This is a genomic window from Paratractidigestivibacter sp. (assembly GCF_963660155.1).
GTDB lineage: Bacteria > Actinomycetota > Coriobacteriia > Coriobacteriales > Atopobiaceae > Paratractidigestivibacter.
In genome coordinates, this window is the sequence record NZ_CAVKWG010000030.1 from 20272 (window position 1) to 37874 (window position 17603).

Annotated in this window: 14 protein-coding genes; 6 read left to right on the plus strand and 8 right to left on the minus strand. The window is 66.5% G+C overall.

Annotated features, from left to right (window positions below):
- Positions 1-17: 17 nt before the first annotated feature.
- From argC to U5709_RS05280, 8 genes are all read right to left on the minus strand, one after another.
- Positions 18-1094 (minus strand): N-acetyl-gamma-glutamyl-phosphate reductase, encoded by a 1077-nt coding sequence (gene argC, locus U5709_RS05245; RefSeq protein WP_321972941.1) that lies wholly within the window; start codon positions 1092-1094, stop codon positions 18-20.
- A gap of 157 nt (positions 1095-1251) precedes the next feature.
- Positions 1252-1839 carry a DJ-1 family glyoxalase III gene (locus U5709_RS05250; protein ID WP_321972330.1) on the minus strand — a complete coding sequence of 196 codons (588 nt, stop codon included), beginning with the start codon at positions 1837-1839 and terminating at the stop codon, positions 1252-1254.
- Between the two features lie 2 nt (positions 1840-1841).
- A complete protein-coding gene (locus U5709_RS05255) occupies positions 1842-2297 on the minus strand; it encodes a fructose PTS transporter subunit IIA (RefSeq protein WP_321972329.1) in 456 nt (151 codons plus the stop codon).
- A gap of 147 nt (positions 2298-2444) precedes the next feature.
- Positions 2445-3407 carry a 3'-5' exonuclease gene (locus U5709_RS05260; protein ID WP_321972373.1) on the minus strand — a complete coding sequence of 321 codons (963 nt, stop codon included), beginning with the start codon at positions 3405-3407 and terminating at the stop codon, positions 2445-2447.
- 101 nt (positions 3408-3508) lie between these two features.
- The gene (locus tag U5709_RS05265) at positions 3509-4036 is read right to left on the minus strand and encodes a nitroreductase (protein ID WP_321972942.1); all 528 of its coding nucleotides are present in this window, start codon (positions 4034-4036) and stop codon (positions 3509-3511) included.
- A 275-nt stretch (positions 4037-4311) separates the two neighbouring features.
- Positions 4312-5352: a hypothetical protein gene (locus tag U5709_RS05270; RefSeq protein WP_321972943.1), complete on the minus strand. Its 1041-nt coding sequence runs from the start codon at positions 5350-5352 to the stop codon at positions 4312-4314.
- Between the two features lie 322 nt (positions 5353-5674).
- Complete coding sequence (locus tag U5709_RS05275; RefSeq protein ID WP_321972944.1) at positions 5675-9535, minus strand: FtsX-like permease family protein; 3861 nt, start codon at positions 9533-9535, stop codon at positions 5675-5677.
- A gap of 11 nt (positions 9536-9546) precedes the next feature.
- Positions 9547-10248, minus strand: coding sequence for an ABC transporter ATP-binding protein (locus tag U5709_RS05280; protein WP_321972325.1), 702 nt, complete (start codon positions 10246-10248; stop codon positions 9547-9549).
- A 116-nt stretch (positions 10249-10364) separates the two neighbouring features.
- Between U5709_RS05280 and U5709_RS05285 the strand changes: the two genes are divergently transcribed.
- From U5709_RS05285 to U5709_RS05310, 6 genes are all read left to right on the plus strand, one after another.
- Complete coding sequence (locus U5709_RS05285; protein ID WP_321972945.1) at positions 10365-10967, plus strand: TetR/AcrR family transcriptional regulator; 603 nt, start codon at positions 10365-10367, stop codon at positions 10965-10967.
- A 33-nt stretch (positions 10968-11000) separates the two neighbouring features.
- Positions 11001-11981, plus strand: a complete 981-nt coding sequence (locus U5709_RS05290) for a LacI family DNA-binding transcriptional regulator (RefSeq protein ID WP_321972946.1) — start codon at positions 11001-11003, stop codon at positions 11979-11981.
- Positions 11982-12264: 283 nt separating this feature from the next.
- Positions 12265-13347 (plus strand): hypothetical protein, encoded by a 1083-nt coding sequence (locus U5709_RS05295; protein WP_321972947.1) that lies wholly within the window; start codon positions 12265-12267, stop codon positions 13345-13347.
- Positions 13348-13640: 293 nt separating this feature from the next.
- A complete protein-coding gene (locus U5709_RS05300; RefSeq protein WP_321972321.1) occupies positions 13641-15035 on the plus strand; it encodes a PTS transporter subunit EIIC in 1395 nt (464 codons plus the stop codon).
- Between the two features lie 75 nt (positions 15036-15110).
- The gene (locus U5709_RS05305) at positions 15111-16514 is read left to right on the plus strand and encodes a glycoside hydrolase family 32 protein (RefSeq protein WP_321972948.1); all 1404 of its coding nucleotides are present in this window, start codon (positions 15111-15113) and stop codon (positions 16512-16514) included.
- A gap of 65 nt (positions 16515-16579) precedes the next feature.
- Complete coding sequence (locus U5709_RS05310; RefSeq protein WP_321972319.1) at positions 16580-17536, plus strand: PfkB family carbohydrate kinase; 957 nt, start codon at positions 16580-16582, stop codon at positions 17534-17536.
- The last annotated feature ends 67 nt before the right edge of the window (positions 17537-17603 follow it).

The following is a 17603-nucleotide window of genomic DNA, read 5'->3' on the forward strand; positions in this document are numbered from 1 at the left end:
CGTCGTCTACCTGCGTCTTAGACCAGCGGGGCCGCGGGGTCCACGGCGCACGTCTCGGGAAGCCCCAGCACGATGTTCGCGCACTGCATGGCCTGGGCGGCGGCGCCCTTGCCGAGGTTGTCGATGGCGCAGGAGGCGACGATCATGCTACGTCGTCGCGCATCGAGCGCCACGCCGACCTGGGCCCGGCCGGTGCCGAACACGGAGCTCGTCTGAGGCATGGAGCCGGCGGGCAGTGTGGTGACCAGGGCCTCATTCGCGTAGCGCTCCTCGTAGGCGGCCTGGACCTGCTCAGCGGTCACGCCGTCGGCGGCCTCGATGTAGACGGTGGCGAGAAGGCCGCGGGTGAGCGGGGCCAGGTGCGGGGTGAAGACCACGTTGATGTCGCGGCCGGCGACCTCGGTGAGGGTCTGCTCGATCTCGGGGGTGTGGCGGTGCTTGGCCACGCCGTAGGCCTCGACGGACTCGTTGGCGTGGCAGTAGTGGGTGCGCGCGTTGCAGCCGCGGCCGGCGCCCGAGACGCCGGAGATGGCGTCGGAGATGACCAGGTCGCCCTTGGCGAGGCCGGCGGCAAGCGCGGGCGTGGCGGCGAGGGCCGTGGCGGTCGGGTAGCAGCCGGGGACGGCCACGAGGACGGCCTCGCCGGCGGCGCGGCGAGCGGCCAGGGCAGCCAGGCCCTCGCGGTTGAGCTCGGGCAGGCCGTAGACGGTCTGCGAGAGGAGCTCGGGGCTCGTGTGCTCGGTGTTGTACCAGGCCTCATAGACCTCGGCATCGTGGATGCGGTAGTCGGCGGAGAGGTCGAGGACCGTCACGCCGGCGGCCAGGAGCTGCGGGGTGAGGTCGAGGGAGGCGGTGTGCGGCACGGCGAGGAAGGCGACGTCGGCCTTCTCGGCGATAACCGCAGGGTCAGGCAATGAGAGCTCGATGTCGCACACACCGGCGAAGCTCGGGTAGATGTCGGCGAGGTTGGTGCCGGCCTCCTTGCGGTCGGTCGCCATGACGAGCTCCATGTTGGGGTTGGCCAGCACGAGGCGGCAAACCTCGATACCCGCATAACCAGTGGAACCGACGACGCAAACCTTGATGCTGTCCATCTCGCGCTTCTCCTCAGATCGCCGCTGGACGCGGCCTCATGAATCTCTTAAAAGCCAAAAAATAGCCATGTATAAAGAAGTTACGCGCGCCCGTTGCCCTGTGTCAACGAACGCGCGCAAATGGTCACCTACACGACACAGAAAACCCGTGTCGGGACTAGTCCATGAGGACGATGCCCTCCTTGACGTGCTCGACGACCTCGTCGGACACGTAGCGCTTAACGATCTCGAGGCCGAACCAGGTGGCCGTGGCCATGCCCTGGCTGGTAATGACGTTGCCGTCGGTGACGGCGCGCTCGCCCGCCTCGAGGATGCCGCCGCCCTCGACGACGCTTTGCTGGAAGTGCGGGTTGGCGGTGGCGCGCTTGCCCGCGAGGATGCCGAGCTCGGCGAGGATGGAGGGAGAGGCGCAGATGGCGGCCACTCCCCTGCCCTCGGCGGCATGCTTCTTCAGCGCCTCGCAAAGGGGCTCGCAGGCCTTGAGGTTCGGCATGCCGGGGATGCCGCCGGGCAGCACGAGCATGTCGTAGGCGTCGAAGTCGAAGTCGTCGTCCTCGATGGTGCGGTCGCAGGTGACCGTGACCTCGCGCGAGGACGTGACCTGCAGATTGTTGGTGATGGAGACCATGTCGCAGGGGATGCCCGCGCGGAAGAGCAGATCGACGACGGCGATAGCCTCGACCTCCTCAAAGCCGGCGGCGAAGAAGACGGCGACGCGCTTGTCGGTGAGTGCGGTGAACGCCATGGCTAGCCCTCGATCCCGCGGTTGACGGCGGCCGCGATCTCGGCGGCGTCGGAGCTCTCGCGCACGAGGTTCTTGAAGCCGGCGTCCATGAGCAGGACAGCGGTCTTGGAGAGCAGCTTGATGTGCTCGGTGCCGGCCTCGCCCGCAGGGACGAGAAGCGCGATGGCGCAGGTCACGGGCTTCTCGTCGAAGCTCGGCCAGTCGAGCGGGGTCTTGTTCTTGAAGACGATGACACAGGCGGAGTTGATGGCGTCGCACTTGGCGTGCGGGATGGCGAAGCCGTCGGTCATGCCCGTCTCGCCCATGTTCTCGCGCGCGATGAAGGCGTCGTAGAGGGCGGCGGGGTCGTCGGCGAAGCCCAGGTCGCAGGCCTTGTTGGCGATGGCCTGCAGAGCCTCCTCGCGCGTGGCCGCGGCCTGGTCGAGCATGACGTTTTCTGCGGTGATTAAGTCGCTCACGTGACTCCCCTTTCGTTATTTGCGTTTGTCCGCAGGTAAGTATAGCCGTGCGGGGCGCAGGCAAGAGAAGCTCGCGCAAGCCGTAATTTCTCCGCAAAATCCGGGGCGGGCGGCGGATGCATAAGACGAAGGGGCCGCCCCTGTGCCTTATCGGAACATGTTCCTCTCGGCGAATTCCGCCTGGACGGTGCGCAGCATGAGCTCGACGTCGTCGAGGCCCAGGTGCACCTCGGATTCGCCGACGGCGAGCGTACCGCGGCGGCGGGCCCAGTTCTCCAGCGTGGCGGGGCGGCTCTCGCGCGGCAGGGTGCGGACCTCGGGGTCCACGCGTCGGCAGATGTCTCGCGAGTCGATGATGCAGATCTTGCCGACCTTGCGCGCCTCGGCGTAGCCGGCGATGTTCAGCATGAACCAGGAGTCCTCGAAGGCCGCGTTGTGGGCCATGTACGGATAGGCGCACATGGCGGCGAGGATGGCCTTCTGCATCTGCGGGTTCTGGCGCAGCGGCGCGCAATCCTTGAGGTCGTCCCAGGTGATGTGGTGGATGAACTCAAGGGGGACGCCCTTCTCGGCGTACATGTCGGGGATGCCGCAGTAGCCGGCGAAGGCGTCGTGGGGCTTCGCGTCGGCGGCAAGGTCCATGAACTCGAGGCCTATGTTGACCACGTAGCCGCGGGCGGGGTCGCGGTCGGTCGTCTCGATGTCGATGCCCATGACCATGCCCGAGACGGGGACGTCCACGTAGGCGATGTTGAGGTCGTCGAGGCCGGGGCCGGCGATGGCCGCGACCTCGGCGTCCGGGCGGTGCTGCATGTGGGCGACGGCGTGGACGAGGTCGGCGTCCGCGAGCTTGCGGGCAAGGCAGCTTGGCGAGACGTCGCGGAGCTTGTCGGCGCCGATGAGGTCGCAGATGCCGCGGTTGCGGTCGGCGAGGCCCAGCACGAGGTCGAAGCCGAAGGGCTCGGCGCCCGCGGGGGTGTTTTTCCAGGTGTCGAGCAGGACCTTGAGCGCCTCCTCGTTCTTCTGGCGCTCGGCCGTGAGGGCCGCCTCGTCGAGGAAGAACGGGAGCGCGAGCGCGCTCGCGCAGTCGATTGCCTGGCTCAGGTCCATGGTCATGCCCCCGGATGCATCGAAAAAAGAAGGTCGCGCCGGCGGGTGCGGGCGCGACCTTCAAGGCTAGCAGATATGTGCGCGAAAGCCGCGACAGTAGCCTACTCGGCGCAGAAGACGCGGCCGTCGCGACGCGCGGGAGGCTCGGGCTTCTCGGCGTCCCAGTAGCCGAGGGCGCAGTGGCCGATGCCCTCGTAGTCGCCCTCGACGCCCAGCTCGGCGAGGATGGCCTTGCCCTCCTCGGAGTCGAACTCCTCCTTGGCGCGGTGGATCCAGATGCTCGCGAGGCCAAACGACTCGGCGGCGACCATGAGGTTGCCCATGGTGAGGGAGCCGTCGTAGACGTGGGTCGGGACCTCGCGGTCGGCGAGCACGACGAGGATGGCGGGGGCGCCGTAGAAGGGGTCGAGGCCCTCGTCCTTGCCCATAATGGCGGCGTTCATGCGGCTGATGCGGTCGCGGAGCTCCTTGTTCGTCACCTTGAGGACGATGGTGGACTGGCGGCCCATGCCGGAGGCGGCGTAGAGGCCCGCCTCGACGACGGCGTCGATCTCGGCCGCGGACGGCATCCGGTCGCTGAACCTGCGGCAGCTGCGGCGGTTGACCATGGAAGCAATGGTTTCGTTCATGCGAGTCTCCTTCTCGAGCGGTTGACGCGGCCATTTTACCCCGCGGCGGCGCAGGAGGCCGTTGGAGGGGCTACACATGTGCAACAAAATGCCGTTCCTGCGTGCTTTATTCACAGTTTGATATAGCGCGACCTGCGATTTTGCGGATCCGCGAGCCCAACGAGGCGGCCACTTGCGGCCGAAGCGAGCCAAAAACGGAGATTAGTCCACGCACAATCTCGAATTTGTTGTCGCAGTGGGCCTGATTCGCCCCCAAATGGCCCGCGTCGCGGAACTTAACGTGCGGCGCCGTCGCGCGGGCCGGCCGTCAGGCGCCAGAGCCGCGTATGGAGCGCGTCTCGGCCGGAGCGCAGGTCGGGGTCGTCGAGTCTACGCAGCTTGCGCCTCATCGGGGTCCCCATCCCGGCGGCAAGGGCCTCCCCCACCTGGCGGCCCAAGAGCTCGGCCCGCTCGCACGTCGACAGCGAGAGCTTCGTCGCCTGAATGACCGGTATGCCAATGGCCTGCACATCCGCGGTTCGGGCTTTATCGCGCTCGACCTGCACAGGATCGTTGTGATAGGCGCTGTCATACTCGAGGTCGAGAAGACCGTCCCAGTAGATGTCCGGCTTGAAGGTGTCGCGCGCGGTAAGGCCGCGCTTCTCGGGCGGCACCGCGACCTCGGGGTTGAGCGCCGGCACAGGATAGCCCCTGCCGCCGTGCCGAGGGGGCAGGTACTGCTCCAAGGCGAGCATCGACTCGCGCGGCGAATAGGAATCATCGACGAGCCAACGCGCGGCGCTCGCCGCAGGGTTCACGCCTTTAATTCCGCGCGCCCTCTCCACATAGGAGCGGATATCTTCCGAGCAGCAGATGGGCTCGACCAGAAACATGCATCGCGACCTGGGGTTTCCCGGAATGTCGTGCGCGTAGCGGCCGCAGAGCTCCATCCCAAGCAGAAGCTCCCTCTCGAAGTCGAGCTCACGGGCCTTGAGCAGGTAATAGCACTCGAATGAGGGCATGAGGATATTCGGGGAGATCTCCCTGAGCGAGCCTGCCGGGAACTCCCGCGGAAAAAGGCTGAACTCGAACCCGCGCACTTCCCGGCGCTTCTCGGGGGCCGTGACGGCGACGTAGAGGGGGTCGGACTGCGTGGCGTCGCAGATGCGCGACAGCGGCGCGATGTTGATCTCGGCCAGGTCGGACACGGCGCACGCGCAGGAATCAGGGTCGAGGCGGGTCAGCCCGGAGGGTCGCGAGCGAAGCGTGCCCGCGCGCAGGGCCCCTATCGCGCGATCGAGCGTCTTTCCTGCAAGAACCAGCACTTTGTCCGTCATCGCTCCCCCTCTCGCGGAGGGCGAATGTACCATGAGCGGGCGGTTCGGGGCATTTTGCGCACCGGCGTGTCGCCCGACGAGCCGTATACATCGGCAGCCGCACGTTAAGTCGGGCCAGGGCGCCCTATTTGCGCCTAAAACCAGTCGCGCGGACAACAAATTCGAGATTGTGCGTGCCCAGAGAGCCGATTTTAGGCGGCGACGGGGCCAATCACGGCGATTCGCGGTTGGCCCCGTTACGTGTGCCCAGTTGGATGAATATCAAATCGTTAATAAAGCACGCAGAAACTCGATTTTGTTGCGCACGGGGACTGGGGCGCCACTACTCCACGGACTTGAGCGCCTCCAGCATGTCCACCGTGGACAGGCGCCGGAGCTCCACGAAGTAGAGCACCACCGTGATCGCGGCGATGACCACCGAAGGAACGATGAACTCGATGGGCGCCACCTCCGGGTTGAACATCACGTTGTCGGGCGGCACCACATTGAGGATGTACTCGTGCAGGCCCACGCCCAACACGTACCCCGCAAGAACGCCCAGAATCGTCAGTAGGATGGTTTCTCGATAGATGTACATCGTGGTCTCGTTGGAGTGGAAGCCCAAGACCTTGATGGTGGAGAGCTCGCGCATGCGCTCGGAGACGTTGAGGTTCGTCAGGTTGTACATGATGACGACCGCCAGCATGCCCGCGACCACGATGAGGATGGCCATGATCTTGTCGAGCGAGCTCACGACGGTCTCTACCTGCGACTCCAGCGCGGTGTTCTGCACGACGGACTTAACGGCGCTGAGCTCCATGAACTCGCAGGCCTTGCTCTCGACCGACGAGAGACTGCCGTCCTTGAGCGTGACCAGCGCGGCGTTCGCCTCGTAGGCGGTGCCGTAACAGGCCTCGTAGGCCGCGCGGCTCATCACCAAGAAGTGGCCCATGTACATCTCGGCGACGCCCGTGACGGTGACGCTTCGCTCGGTGCCGTCGGCCGCCTTGAAGCTCACGGTGTCGCCGACGCCGACGCCCAGAAGCTGCGAGAGGCGCTCGGAGATCACGGCGTCTGTCTCCCCCAGCGCGAGTTTCTGGCCGCTTGCGCGTTCGCGCAGGTTGAGATAGGTGTCCAGCTGCGAAGCGTCCTCGGGCACGAGCAGGTTGATGTCCTGCGCGTCGCCGTTGTTGCCCGCCGTGAGGTTCACGGACTCGTAGAGGAGCGGCTCGTGGGCGGCCACGTCGTCGCTCTCCAGCAGCTCGTCCAGCTCCGCCAGCTGCGCGTCGGTCGCCGTGGAGGTCTGGACCGGGATCATGTCGTAGAGCAGCAGCGAGCCGAACTGCCGCTCACCCATCGTCTGGATGGAGCGCTGCACGCCGAAGCCGGCAACGAGCATGCACACCGCGCCGGCCACGCCAAGGACGGTCATGAACATGCGCTGCTTGTAGCGGAAGAGGTTGCGGGCCGTGACCTTGTGGGTAAAGCTCAGGCGGCGCCAGACGGGGCGGATGCGCTCGAGGAAGATCTTCGAGCCGCCGCGGGGAGGCTTGGGCAAAAGCAGCGCCGCGGGCTTCTCGGCAAGCTCGCGCCGGACGGAAAGGGCCGCCGGCAGCACCGAGCACAGCGCCGCGAGCACGAGGGCCACCGCCGTGATGCCCGGATAAAATCCCAGTTGAATGGGCGGAAGCGTGAACTTGCTGCCGTAGGCCGAGTAGGCGATGTAGGGCAAAAGGGTGTGTCCGAGCGCAATGCCCAGAACGGCGCCCGTGCCGCCCGCGAGGCTGCCGTAGAGCACGAACTTGAGGGCAACGTCGCCGTCTTGGTAGCCCAGGGCCTTGAGCGTGCCGGAGTTGATGCGCTCCTCCTCGACCATGCGGGTCATGGTGGACAGCGTGACGAAGGCGGCCACGAGGTAGAGCAGCACCGGGAAGACCTTGGCGAGCGAATCCACGATCTCCGAGACGGATGCATAGGTGCGGTAGGCGTCCGAGCCCAGGGCCTCTCGGCGCGTGTCGGTCTCGTAGGCGGGCGTGGAGAGCTTGGCGACGCGCTCGCGGGCGGCGGCGAGGTCGGCCTCCCCGTCGGCGATCTTCTGGGTGGCCTCGGGCAGGGCTTTTTCGTAGGCGGCTTGGCCGTCGGCATACTCTACCAGGCCTTCGTTGTATTCGGAGAGCTTCTGAGCAAGGGTCTGTTTGGCCTCGGCGACCTGGGCGCGGGCAGAGGCGAGCTCTTCGATCTTTGAGGCGAGCGTCTGGCGGGCCTCGGCGAGGGCCGCGGCGCCCGAGGCGTACTCGGCGCGGCCGGACTCGAGCTGGGCCGCGGCGGCCTCCCACGACGCCAGGCCTTCTTTATAGGTCTCGAGGCCCTCGGCATAGGCGGCAAGGTTCTGCTGGTAGGCGGCGAGACCGGCGTCGTAGGTCGCGACCTGCTGCTCGGCGGCATCGATCTGCGCGGCGGCGGTGTCGAGCTGCTCCTTGGCGGCGGCGAGCTGGGCCTTGCCCTCGGGGATGGTCTTGGTGCGGGCCTCCTCCACGGCCGCAGACTTGCCGTCGAGCTCCGCCTGCACGGTGGCGAGCTGCTCGCGACCCGCCGTGACCTGCGCTTGGTTGGCCTCGATCTGCACGGCCGCGGCGTCGAGCTGCTCCTTGGCGGCGTCGTAGGCGGCGACCTGCTCGCGCATGGCCCGAGCCTGCTCCTCGGTGTACTTCCCGGTGACCTCATCGTCGCCGGCGTCGATCTTGGCCAGGAGCGCGCGGGCCACCTCGGCGGCCTCGGTTTGCGCGTCGAGCGCCGAGCGCTTGGCGTCGAGCTCCGCCTGCGCCGCCTCGACCTGCGCCTGGGCGGCATCGAGCTCGGCCGTCTTCTGCTGCACCTCGGCCACGGCCGCATCGAAGGCCTCCACCTGCGCCTCCGCATCGGCGATGCGGGCCGATGCCTCGTCGTATTCGGCCTGCTTCGCGGCGAGCTCCTCCTTTGCCGCCGGAATCTGCGCGCGTGCGGCCTCAACCTGCGGAGCCGCGGCGTCCAGCGTCGCCTTGCCCTCGTCGAGCCGGGCCTTCGCGGATTCGAGCGTGGACTCGGCGGCAGCGAGGTCGCCCGCCTTGCTCGCCAGCTCCGCCTCGCCGGAAGCGATGGTGTCCGCTGCCGCGTCGAACGTCTCTTGGCTCGCGTCGATCTGCGCCTGGCCGTCGGCGATCTGGGCCTCGCCGTCCGTTATCTGGGCCTCAGCGTCGTCGATCTGCGCCTGGCCGTCGTCGAGCTGCGCAGACGCGTCCGCCAATGTCTGCGCCGCGTCATCGAGCTCCTGCTTGGCATCCGCCAGCTGCTGCTTGGCGTCGTCGACCTCGGCCTGCCCGTCGTCGATTTCCGCCTGCGCATCGGACTTCACGTCGGCGAGCCGCTCGGCCGGGCGCTCGGCGATAAGCCCCTCCACCTCGGCCTTGTGCGCGGCCACGGCGTCGCGGTACTCGTTGGAGTAAGGGTCCATCTCGGCCGTATCGGCAAAGCTCATGCGGACCGTCATGTAAACGTCGGAGTCGAACTCGTCGGCCGCCACCACGCCGTAGCCCTTAAGCGAGCCCGTGCCCGCCGTGGACTGGCCCATGTTGACGATGGAGATGATCTCGGGCGTGTGGACGTGGCCGACCACGGTGTAGGTCGTGTCGCGCAGCACGCACGCGTCGTTCAAGGCGTTGGGCTTCTCCTCCACCGTGACCGTGCTTCCGATGGCGTAGTCCTCGCCGAGGTTGGTGTCTACGCAGATCTCGCCGGCCTTCTCGGGCATTCGGCCGTCCACGAGCTCGAGCGTCGAGACGTCCTCGGGCGCGCTCATGATGCGCAGGGCGTCGGTCGAGCCGCTCACCGTGACGTCCTTGAAGTAGCCGTATTCCACGGCCGCGGTCCCGGAAGCGCCGGCGAGCGCGGCCTCGTCCTTCTCGTCGAGGCCGTAGTCGCTCATCACGGTGAGGTCGGCAAGCGAATACCGGCCGAAGTAGGCCTGACCCGTAGCGCGCATATCGGGTCCCGTCACATAGAGACCCACCAGCGCGAACGACCCCAGGGCCATGAGAAGCACGATAGAGACGAAGCGACCCTTGGAGTGCGCGATGCTGCGGCGCACGTCCTTCCACAGGGCGGTCTTCCTGCCCTTGCGTTTGGAGCGCCGAACGCGCGGTTGAGCTGCGACTTTATCGGTTGCCATGTCGAGTCCCCCTACCACTCGATGGCGGCAATCGGCGTGGGCGCAGGGTTCACATCCACGGCCTGGACGCGCGCGTCGTGCATGCGAACCACGCGGTCGGCGATGGGCGCGATGGCGGCGTTGTGGGTGACGATGATCACGGTGGCGCCCTGCTTGCGGCACATGTCCTCGAGGATGCCCAGGACCTGCTTGCCCGTGCGGTAGTCGAGGGCGCCCGTGGGCTCGTCGCACAGCAGGATCTTGGGGTTCTTTGCCACGGCGCGGGCGATGGCCACGCGCTGCTGCTCGCCGCCGGAGAGCTGCGCCGGGAAGTTGTCCATGCGATCGGCGAGGCCCACGGATGCCAGGACCTCGGCGGGGTCCGACGCGTCGGCCACGATCTCGGAGGCGAGCTCTACGTTCTCGCGCGCCGTGAGGTTGGTCACGAGGTTATAGAACTGGAAGACGAAGCCAACGTCCGTGCGGCGGTAGTCCGTGAGCCGGTGAGAGTCGTAGGCCGCGATGTCGTTGCCATCGATGATGACCTGGCCCTCGCTCGCGGTGTCCATGCCGCCCAGGATGTTCAGCAGCGTGGACTTGCCCGCGCCCGAGGAGCCGAGGATGACGACGAGCTCGCCCTTCTCGCAGGTGAAGCTCACGTCGTTGTTTGCCAGGATCTCCGTGGTGCCGGACTGATAGCGCTTGGTCTCGTGGCTGACCTCGATGTATGGCATTTCGTGCCCCTTAAATGAACAACGTGTTGACTACTTATGCCGCGAAGTATACCCTCGGAGGCAGCATTTACCATGAACAATAATCAACATGTTGTTCATTTAAGCAAGGAGCAAGAATGGCCACGGACGAGCAGGTCAAGGCAACAAGGAACACCCAGAGCCGGGCCCGCATCAAGGGCGCCCTCACCGAGCTCATGCGCGAGAAGGGCTTCGACGCCCTCACGGTAAGCGACCTCACGCGGCGCGCAGGCGTCAATCGCGGCACCTTCTACCTGCACTTCGTTGACAAGTACGACCTGCTGGAGCAGCTCGAGACAGAGATCATCGGGCAGCTCGAGCAGGCCCTTCTCGCAGGCGACGCCCCCGCGGGGGCCAGCTGCGCCGAGCTCTTTCCCTACGAGAAGATCCTGTCGGCGCTTCTTATCGCCAAGTCGGACTTTGCTTTCGTGGCCGCCATCTCCGGCCCCGGCGGCGACCCAGAGTTCTCGTCCAAGCTCAAGCGCATCATCGAGGGGCTTCTCGACAGCGGACTTGCGCGCGCCGGCACCGCCGTGAAGACCGACGCCTTTCCCGAGGCTTACGCCCGTGAGCTGGCCATATCGCATGTGCTCAGCATCATCGACCTGTGGCTCGCGCGCGGCGGCAAAGAGGCACCCGAGGTCGTGGCGCGCATGGTCGTGGACGCAAAGGATGTGTGCCCGTCGCAGCTCGTGGGGTAGACTGGGGCGCAGGAGAACTCGGAGAGGACGGCTTTGGACATCAATCAGATCGCGCAGATGGCGGGGGTTTCGCGCGCCACCGTGTCTCGCTACTTCAACGAGGGTTACGTGAGCCAAGAGAAGCGCGACCGCATCCGCGCCGTCGTGGAGGCCACCGGCTACTCCCCTTCCCAGCACGCGAAGAGCCTGCGCACTGGCAAGTCGAACACCGTGGGCGTCATCATCCCCAAGATCAACTCGGCCTCGGTGAGCCGCATGGTCGCCGGCATGACGCCTGTGTTCGCCGAGAAGGGCTATCAGGTGCTTCTTGCCAACACTGACAACGACGCCGCGCGCGAGGTCGGCTACCTGCGGCTTTTTGAGGAGAAGCGCCAAGTCGACGGCGTTGTGCTCGTGGCGACGGTCTTCTCGGAGGAGCACATCGCAGCCATGGGCGACATGAGCCTGCCCGTCATCGTGCTCGACCAGGACCTGCCCGGGCGCAGCTGCGTGTACCAAAACGACCGCGGGGCGCTGCGCGACATCACGGCCAACGCGCTGCGAAGCTCCGAGCACCCGGCTTACATCGGCGTCTTCGAGGAGGACGAGTCCGCGGGCCGCAACCGTCACCTGGGGTTTCTCGACGCCTGCGCCGAGGCCGGGCTCGATGTGCCCGAGCGCGCGCAGATGATAGCCGACTTTACCGTGGACGCGGGCTACACCGCGGCCGAGGAGCTGCTGGAGGTTTATCCCGAGGTCGACACCATCGTGTGCGCGACGGACTCCATCGCGTTCGGAGCGATGACGTGCCTTCGCGAGTACGGCCGGCACGTGCCCGAGGATGTGCAGGTCACAGGCGTGGGCGACGCCGAGCTCAGCCAGATCGTGACGCCTACGCTCACCACGGTGCACCACCACTACAAGACCTCGGGCGCCGAGGCGGCGCGGATGCTCTGCGAGCAGCTCGCCGGCGACACCACTCGCCGCGAGGTCCGCATGAGCTACGAGGTCGTGGTCCGAAATTCCACTCGCTAGGGCGCTCGCGCGCACAAACTCAGCCGAGTGCGCACCTTAATCTGCACCGGGCGAGTATCGAGCTGAAATCACCTGCGAAAAGGCAGGAAATTCCCACCCGATACTCAGCACGTACGAATTTAGGTGCGCACTCGACTAAGTTTGTGACGCCGGCACCTTAAGGGCGCCGCCGTGATACCGTTTGTCCATGGATACCCTCATCTGCGGAACAACTGCCTACCGGTATTGGCGATGCCCGCCAATCGTTTTGTATCTGGCCGCGGCGCCAGACGACAGTCCCGCCTTGCGCAGATTCGTCCGACCCGAGGAACTGCTCGCCTTCCGCTCGGACCTGGCCAACCGGCTGCCGTTTTTCCGCGAATGCCAAGGGGTCTCTTGGAGAAACCCGGGCCAGGCCGCCAAAGCCATTCGCGATGCCTGCTGGCTGCTGGCCCCTTCATGCGAGTTTCCCATTGACGTGCTCACCCAAGACAGGCATTGCCGCCGCGCCTCGGGCCTCATCAATCCCATGCTTTGGACAGGCGACCTGCCGAGCCGCTCCACGCACGAGATCACCGATGACCTCGGAGTCGTCGGCCCCGAGCTGGCGCTTCTGCAGATCGCCGCGCACTCGACCCTAGAGAGAACCGTCCTCTTGGCGTCCGAGCTCTGCGGCAAGTTCGCCGTGTACCCTGCTCCCCCGCCGATCGCGACGATGCTGCAAAGAATCGCGAACGCGGGAAAGCTCCGGTCCTTCGGCGGCTGGCAGCCTTGCCTTTCTCCCGATGGCCGCGTCACCGATCTTTGGTCTCGCAACCCCTTGACGACACCGGGCGACCTGCTGCGCGTTGCGGACGAGGCCGCGGGCAGGCCCGGTAGCGCGATACTTCGCCAAGCCGCCGGGCTCGTCGTGCCGGAGGCCGCCTCCCCCTTCGAGGTGCAAGCCGGCGTGATGCTCGGGTTCTCTCGCCGCCGCGGGGGCGAGGGCTATGAGGGCCTGACCCACAACGAGAAGGTAGAGCTCAACCAAGACGGCAGGTTGATCGCCGACCGGGAATGCTGCTACTGCGACCTCTACTGGCAAAGCGGGCTCGACGTCGAATGCCAGAGCTCTCAATATCACGACAACATAGAGAGCCTCCTCTCGGATTCCGATCGCACGGCCGCGCTCTCGCTCGTGGGCGTCAACGTGCTGCCCCTCACGTACGACAACCTCAGCAACGAGAAGAACTTCGCGGCCTTTTCGTCCGCCGTCGCTAGGGCGCTGGGAATCAAGGAGCGACAGAAAACCCCGCTGCAGAGAAAGGCCTCGAGGCGACTTCGATCCGAGATTTTTGTGCCTTGGGGGACGCTTCCAGACACAAACTCAGCCGAGTGCGCACCTTAATTTGCCAACGCGCTGTACAGGGCCCCGTTTTCCTGCGTTTTTGCAGGAAAACGGGGCCCTATACCCGGACCGCTCAAATTAAGGTGCGCACTCGGCTGAGTTTGTGATCGAAACCGGCCGGCCCGCCTGCGCAGCGCCATTCAACAATACCGTTCACCGGGATTTAGATACCGTTCGCGGGTGAAACGCTGTGGGAACGTTCCCACACAAGACAAATAGCGCTTTACTTCGTGTTGTGAGAACGATTCCACATGCATGGTGGAGTCAGAAGCCTACTCGGAAAGAAGGCAAGCATGGCACTTGATCACCGTCAGGCCGCCCAGGAAATCCTCGACGCCATCGGCGGCGCCGAGAACGTCGTCTCCGCAGCCCACTGCGCGACCCGTCTGCGCCTCGTCCTCGCCGACGACTCCAAGGTCGACCAGGAAAAGGTCGACAACGCGACCGGCGCCTCGGGCAACTTCAAGGCGTCCGGCCAGCTCCAGGTCATCTACGGCACCGGCACCGTAAACAAGGTCTACGACGAGTTCATCAAGCTCGGCAACATCACCGCCGCCTCCAAGGAAGAGGCCAAGGCCGCCGCAGCCGACCAGCAGAACCCCTTCATGCGCGCCATCAAGGTCCTCGGCGACATCTTTGTGCCCATCATCCCGGCAATCGTCGCCTCCGGCCTGCTCCTCGGCATCATGAGCGCCATCAGCTACATGAACGGCGCAGGCATCATCTCCGTCGACACCGACTCGACCATCTACGTGATCGCCGACCTCGTCTCCGGTACCGCCTTCACCTTCCTGCAGATCCTCATCGGCTACTCCGCCGCCAAGGTCTTCGGCGCCAACCCCTACCTCGGCGCGGTCACCGGCGCGATCCTGATCAACCCGAGCCTCCAGAGCGCCTACACCGTGGCCTCCTCCGGCGTCGAGAAGTACCTCTCTGTCTTCGGCATCTACAACATCGAGCTCATCGGCTACCAGGGCCACGTCATCCCCATCGTCATCGCGTGCCTGATCCTGGCCTTCATCGAGAAGCGCCTCCACAAGGTCGTGCCCGACATGTTCGACCTCTTCGTCACCCCGCTCGTGTCCGTCTTCGTGACCGCCCTCGTGACCATCTGCGCCGTCGGCCCGGTCTTCGTCTACCTCGAGAACGCCATCCTCGGCGGCATCCAGTTCCTGCTCACCATCCCGTTCGGCATCGGCTCCGCCATCATCGGCTGCCTGTACGCCCCCACCGTCGTCACCGGCCTGCACCAGATGTACACCGCCATCGACCTCGGCCAGCTCGCCCAGTACGGCGTGACCTACTGGTTGCCCATCGCCAGCGCCGCCAACATCGGCCAGGGCGGCGCCTGCCTCGCCGTGGCCCTCAAGACCAAGTCCGCCAAGACCAAGGGCCTCGCCACCCCCGCCGCGCTCTCCGCCTTCATGGGCATCACCGAGCCCGCCATCTTCGGCGTGAACCTGCGCTTCTTCAAGCCCTTCCTCGCCGGCTGCGCCGGCGCGGGCGTCGGCGCCTGGATCTGCGCCATGACGAGCCTCGCCGCCTCCGGCACCGGCGTCACCGGCATCTTCGGCATCCTGCTGTGCCTCTCTCAGCCGGTCCAGTACTGCGTGATGTTCGCGGCCACCGCCATCGTCGCCTTCGTGCTCTCCTTCATCCTCTACAAGGACCCCGAGGACGCCGAGTAGCAAGAAACCCGAATCCCCTTAAGGCCCGGCGCATCCCCCGCCGGGCCTCCCACCATAAAGAGAGGACCCCCTCCCATGACCCCCGACCTCTGGAGAATGGGCTACCACCTCATGCCCCCGACCGGTTGGCTGAACGACCCCAACGGCCTTTGCCAGTTCCGCGGCACGTATCATTTCTTTCACCAGTGGAGCCCCGAGTGGCCTGCCCCGCACGCCCGCCGCGGCTGGGGCCACTACTCAAGCGAGGACCTTGTCCACTGGGAGCACCACGGCATGGTGCTCGACCAGGACACCCCCGACGACGCAAACGGCGCCTACTCCGGCGGCGCAATCGTGGTCCCGGGTGCCGCGCCGGACGGTGGAGACCTGCTGCGCCTCTACTACACCGGCAATGTCAAGGAGCCGGGCGACCACGACTTCGTCTACGAGGGCCGCGGCGCCAACGAGATCCTGGTGGAGTCCGCCGACGGCTTTGCGCTCGGCCCCAAAGAGACCCTGCTCAGAAACGCAGACTACCCCGCATGGTGCAGCTGTCACGTGCGCGACCCCAAAATCTGGGAAGAAGACGGCGCCTACCGCATGCTGCTCGGCGCCCGCACCCGCGACGACCTCGGCATGATGCTCGTCTATCGCAGCGACGACGGCCGCGCTTGGGAGCTTTCGGGCACCGTGAGAAGCGACGAGCCCGTGGGCTACATGTGGGAGTGCCCGGACCGCATCGTGCTGGACGGCCATGAGTACGTGGGATGCTGCCCGCAGGGCGTGGCGGGTTTTGCCTGGTCAGACGGCGTAGACGACCACTCCGGTTACTTCCCCGTCGCGGGCGGCCGGCGCGTCGCGGGCGGCGACGCCGTCGTGGCGGCGGCCGACTTTACCCGCTGGGACCACGGTTTCGAGTTCTACGCGCCGCAGAGCTTCGTCGACCAGAGCGGCCGCACCATCCTCGTCGGCTGGGTCGGCATGCCCGAGGCCAGCTGGATCGGCCAGCCCGAGGAGCTCGACTGGATCCACTGCCTCACGGTGCCGCGCGAGCTCTCCCGCGGCGAGGACGGGCGCATCGCCCAGTGGCCCATCGCCGAGCTGGAGGCCCTGCGCGGCGAGCCGGCCGCGCTGGGCAGCGGCGAGGCGACGCTTCCCGACCACCGCGCCGACCTGGTCTTCACCGGCATCGAGGACGACTTCGAGGTGACGCTCGACGACGCGCTCGAGGTCCGCTGCGACGCGAGCGGCTGCGGGATCTGCTTTGTGAACAAGGCCGTGGCCTGCGGGCGCACCTCTCGCCGCGTCGACCTCGAGCCTGCGAGCGACCTGCGCATCCTCGTGGACTCTTCCGTCGTGGAGGTCTTTGCCAACGGCGGGCGCATGGTCTTCTCGACGCGGTGGTTCCCCGCGGCAGGCGAGTTCAGCGTCCGCACAGCCGGCGCCTGCGAGCGCGCCCTCGCCTACCCCATGGCCGACGCAATGGCCGGCCCCTACTAATCAGAGCACGCAAAATAAGACGAAGAGGCTGTCCCTATGTCTTATCCGAAGGAAAGGATACGCAGATGATCGACGTTACCGCGCTGGGCGAGGTCCTCATCGATTTCACCGACGCCGGCACCTCCGCAGGCGGCCAGAAGCTCTTTGAGCGAAACCCCGGCGGCGCGCCCGCCAACGTGCTCGTGGCGTGCCGGCGCCTCGGCCACTCGGCCGCCGTCATCGGCAAGGTCGGCGACGACATGCACGGAGCGTTTCTGCGCGATGTACTCGACGAGAACGGCGTGGACACGCAGGGGCTCGTCACCGACCCAGACGTCTTTACCACGCTGGCGTTCGTCGCCCTCTCCCCCGACGGCGAGAGGAGCTTCTCGTTCGCGCGCAAGCCGGGCGCCGACACCATGCTGCGCAGCAGCGAGGTCGATCGCGGAATCATCGAGGAGAGCCGCGTGTTCCACATGGGGTCGCTCTCGCTGACCGACGAGCCGGCACGCAGCGCGAGCCTCGTGGCCCTGGCGCGCGCCTCGGCCGCCGGCTGCATCAAGAGCTACGACCCCAACTACCGCGCGAGCCTGTGGGGCAGTAAAGCCGAGGCCGCGGCGCAGATGCGCAGCGTGGTGGAGCACATGGACGTGGTCAAGATCTCGGCCGAGGAATGCGAGCTGCTCACCGACAAGGCCGACCCGGCCGAGGCGGCTGCGGCGATCCTTTCGCAAGGCCCGAGCATCGTCGTGGTGACGCTGGACGCCGAGGGTGCCTACGTGGCCACGCAAGACGGCGACCGCACCGTGCCGAGCTTCCGCACCGAGGCCGTCGACACCACAGGCGCCGGCGACTCGTTCTGGGGCGGCTTCCTCTGCGCGCTCGTGGAGAGCGGCAAGGCGCCGGCCGAGGTCGGCATCGACGAGGCGGCGGAGTTTGTGCGCTTCGGCAACGCCGTGGCATCGCTATGCGTCCGCGCCCGCGGCGGCATCCCGGCGATGCCCTCGCGCGAGGCGGTCGACAAGCTGCTGGCCGGCGCGTAAGGCCCGGCGGCGATAGCCGAGCAAGACAGATGTTGCCCACTGAGGGAAGCCGGCGAATCCTCTCGCC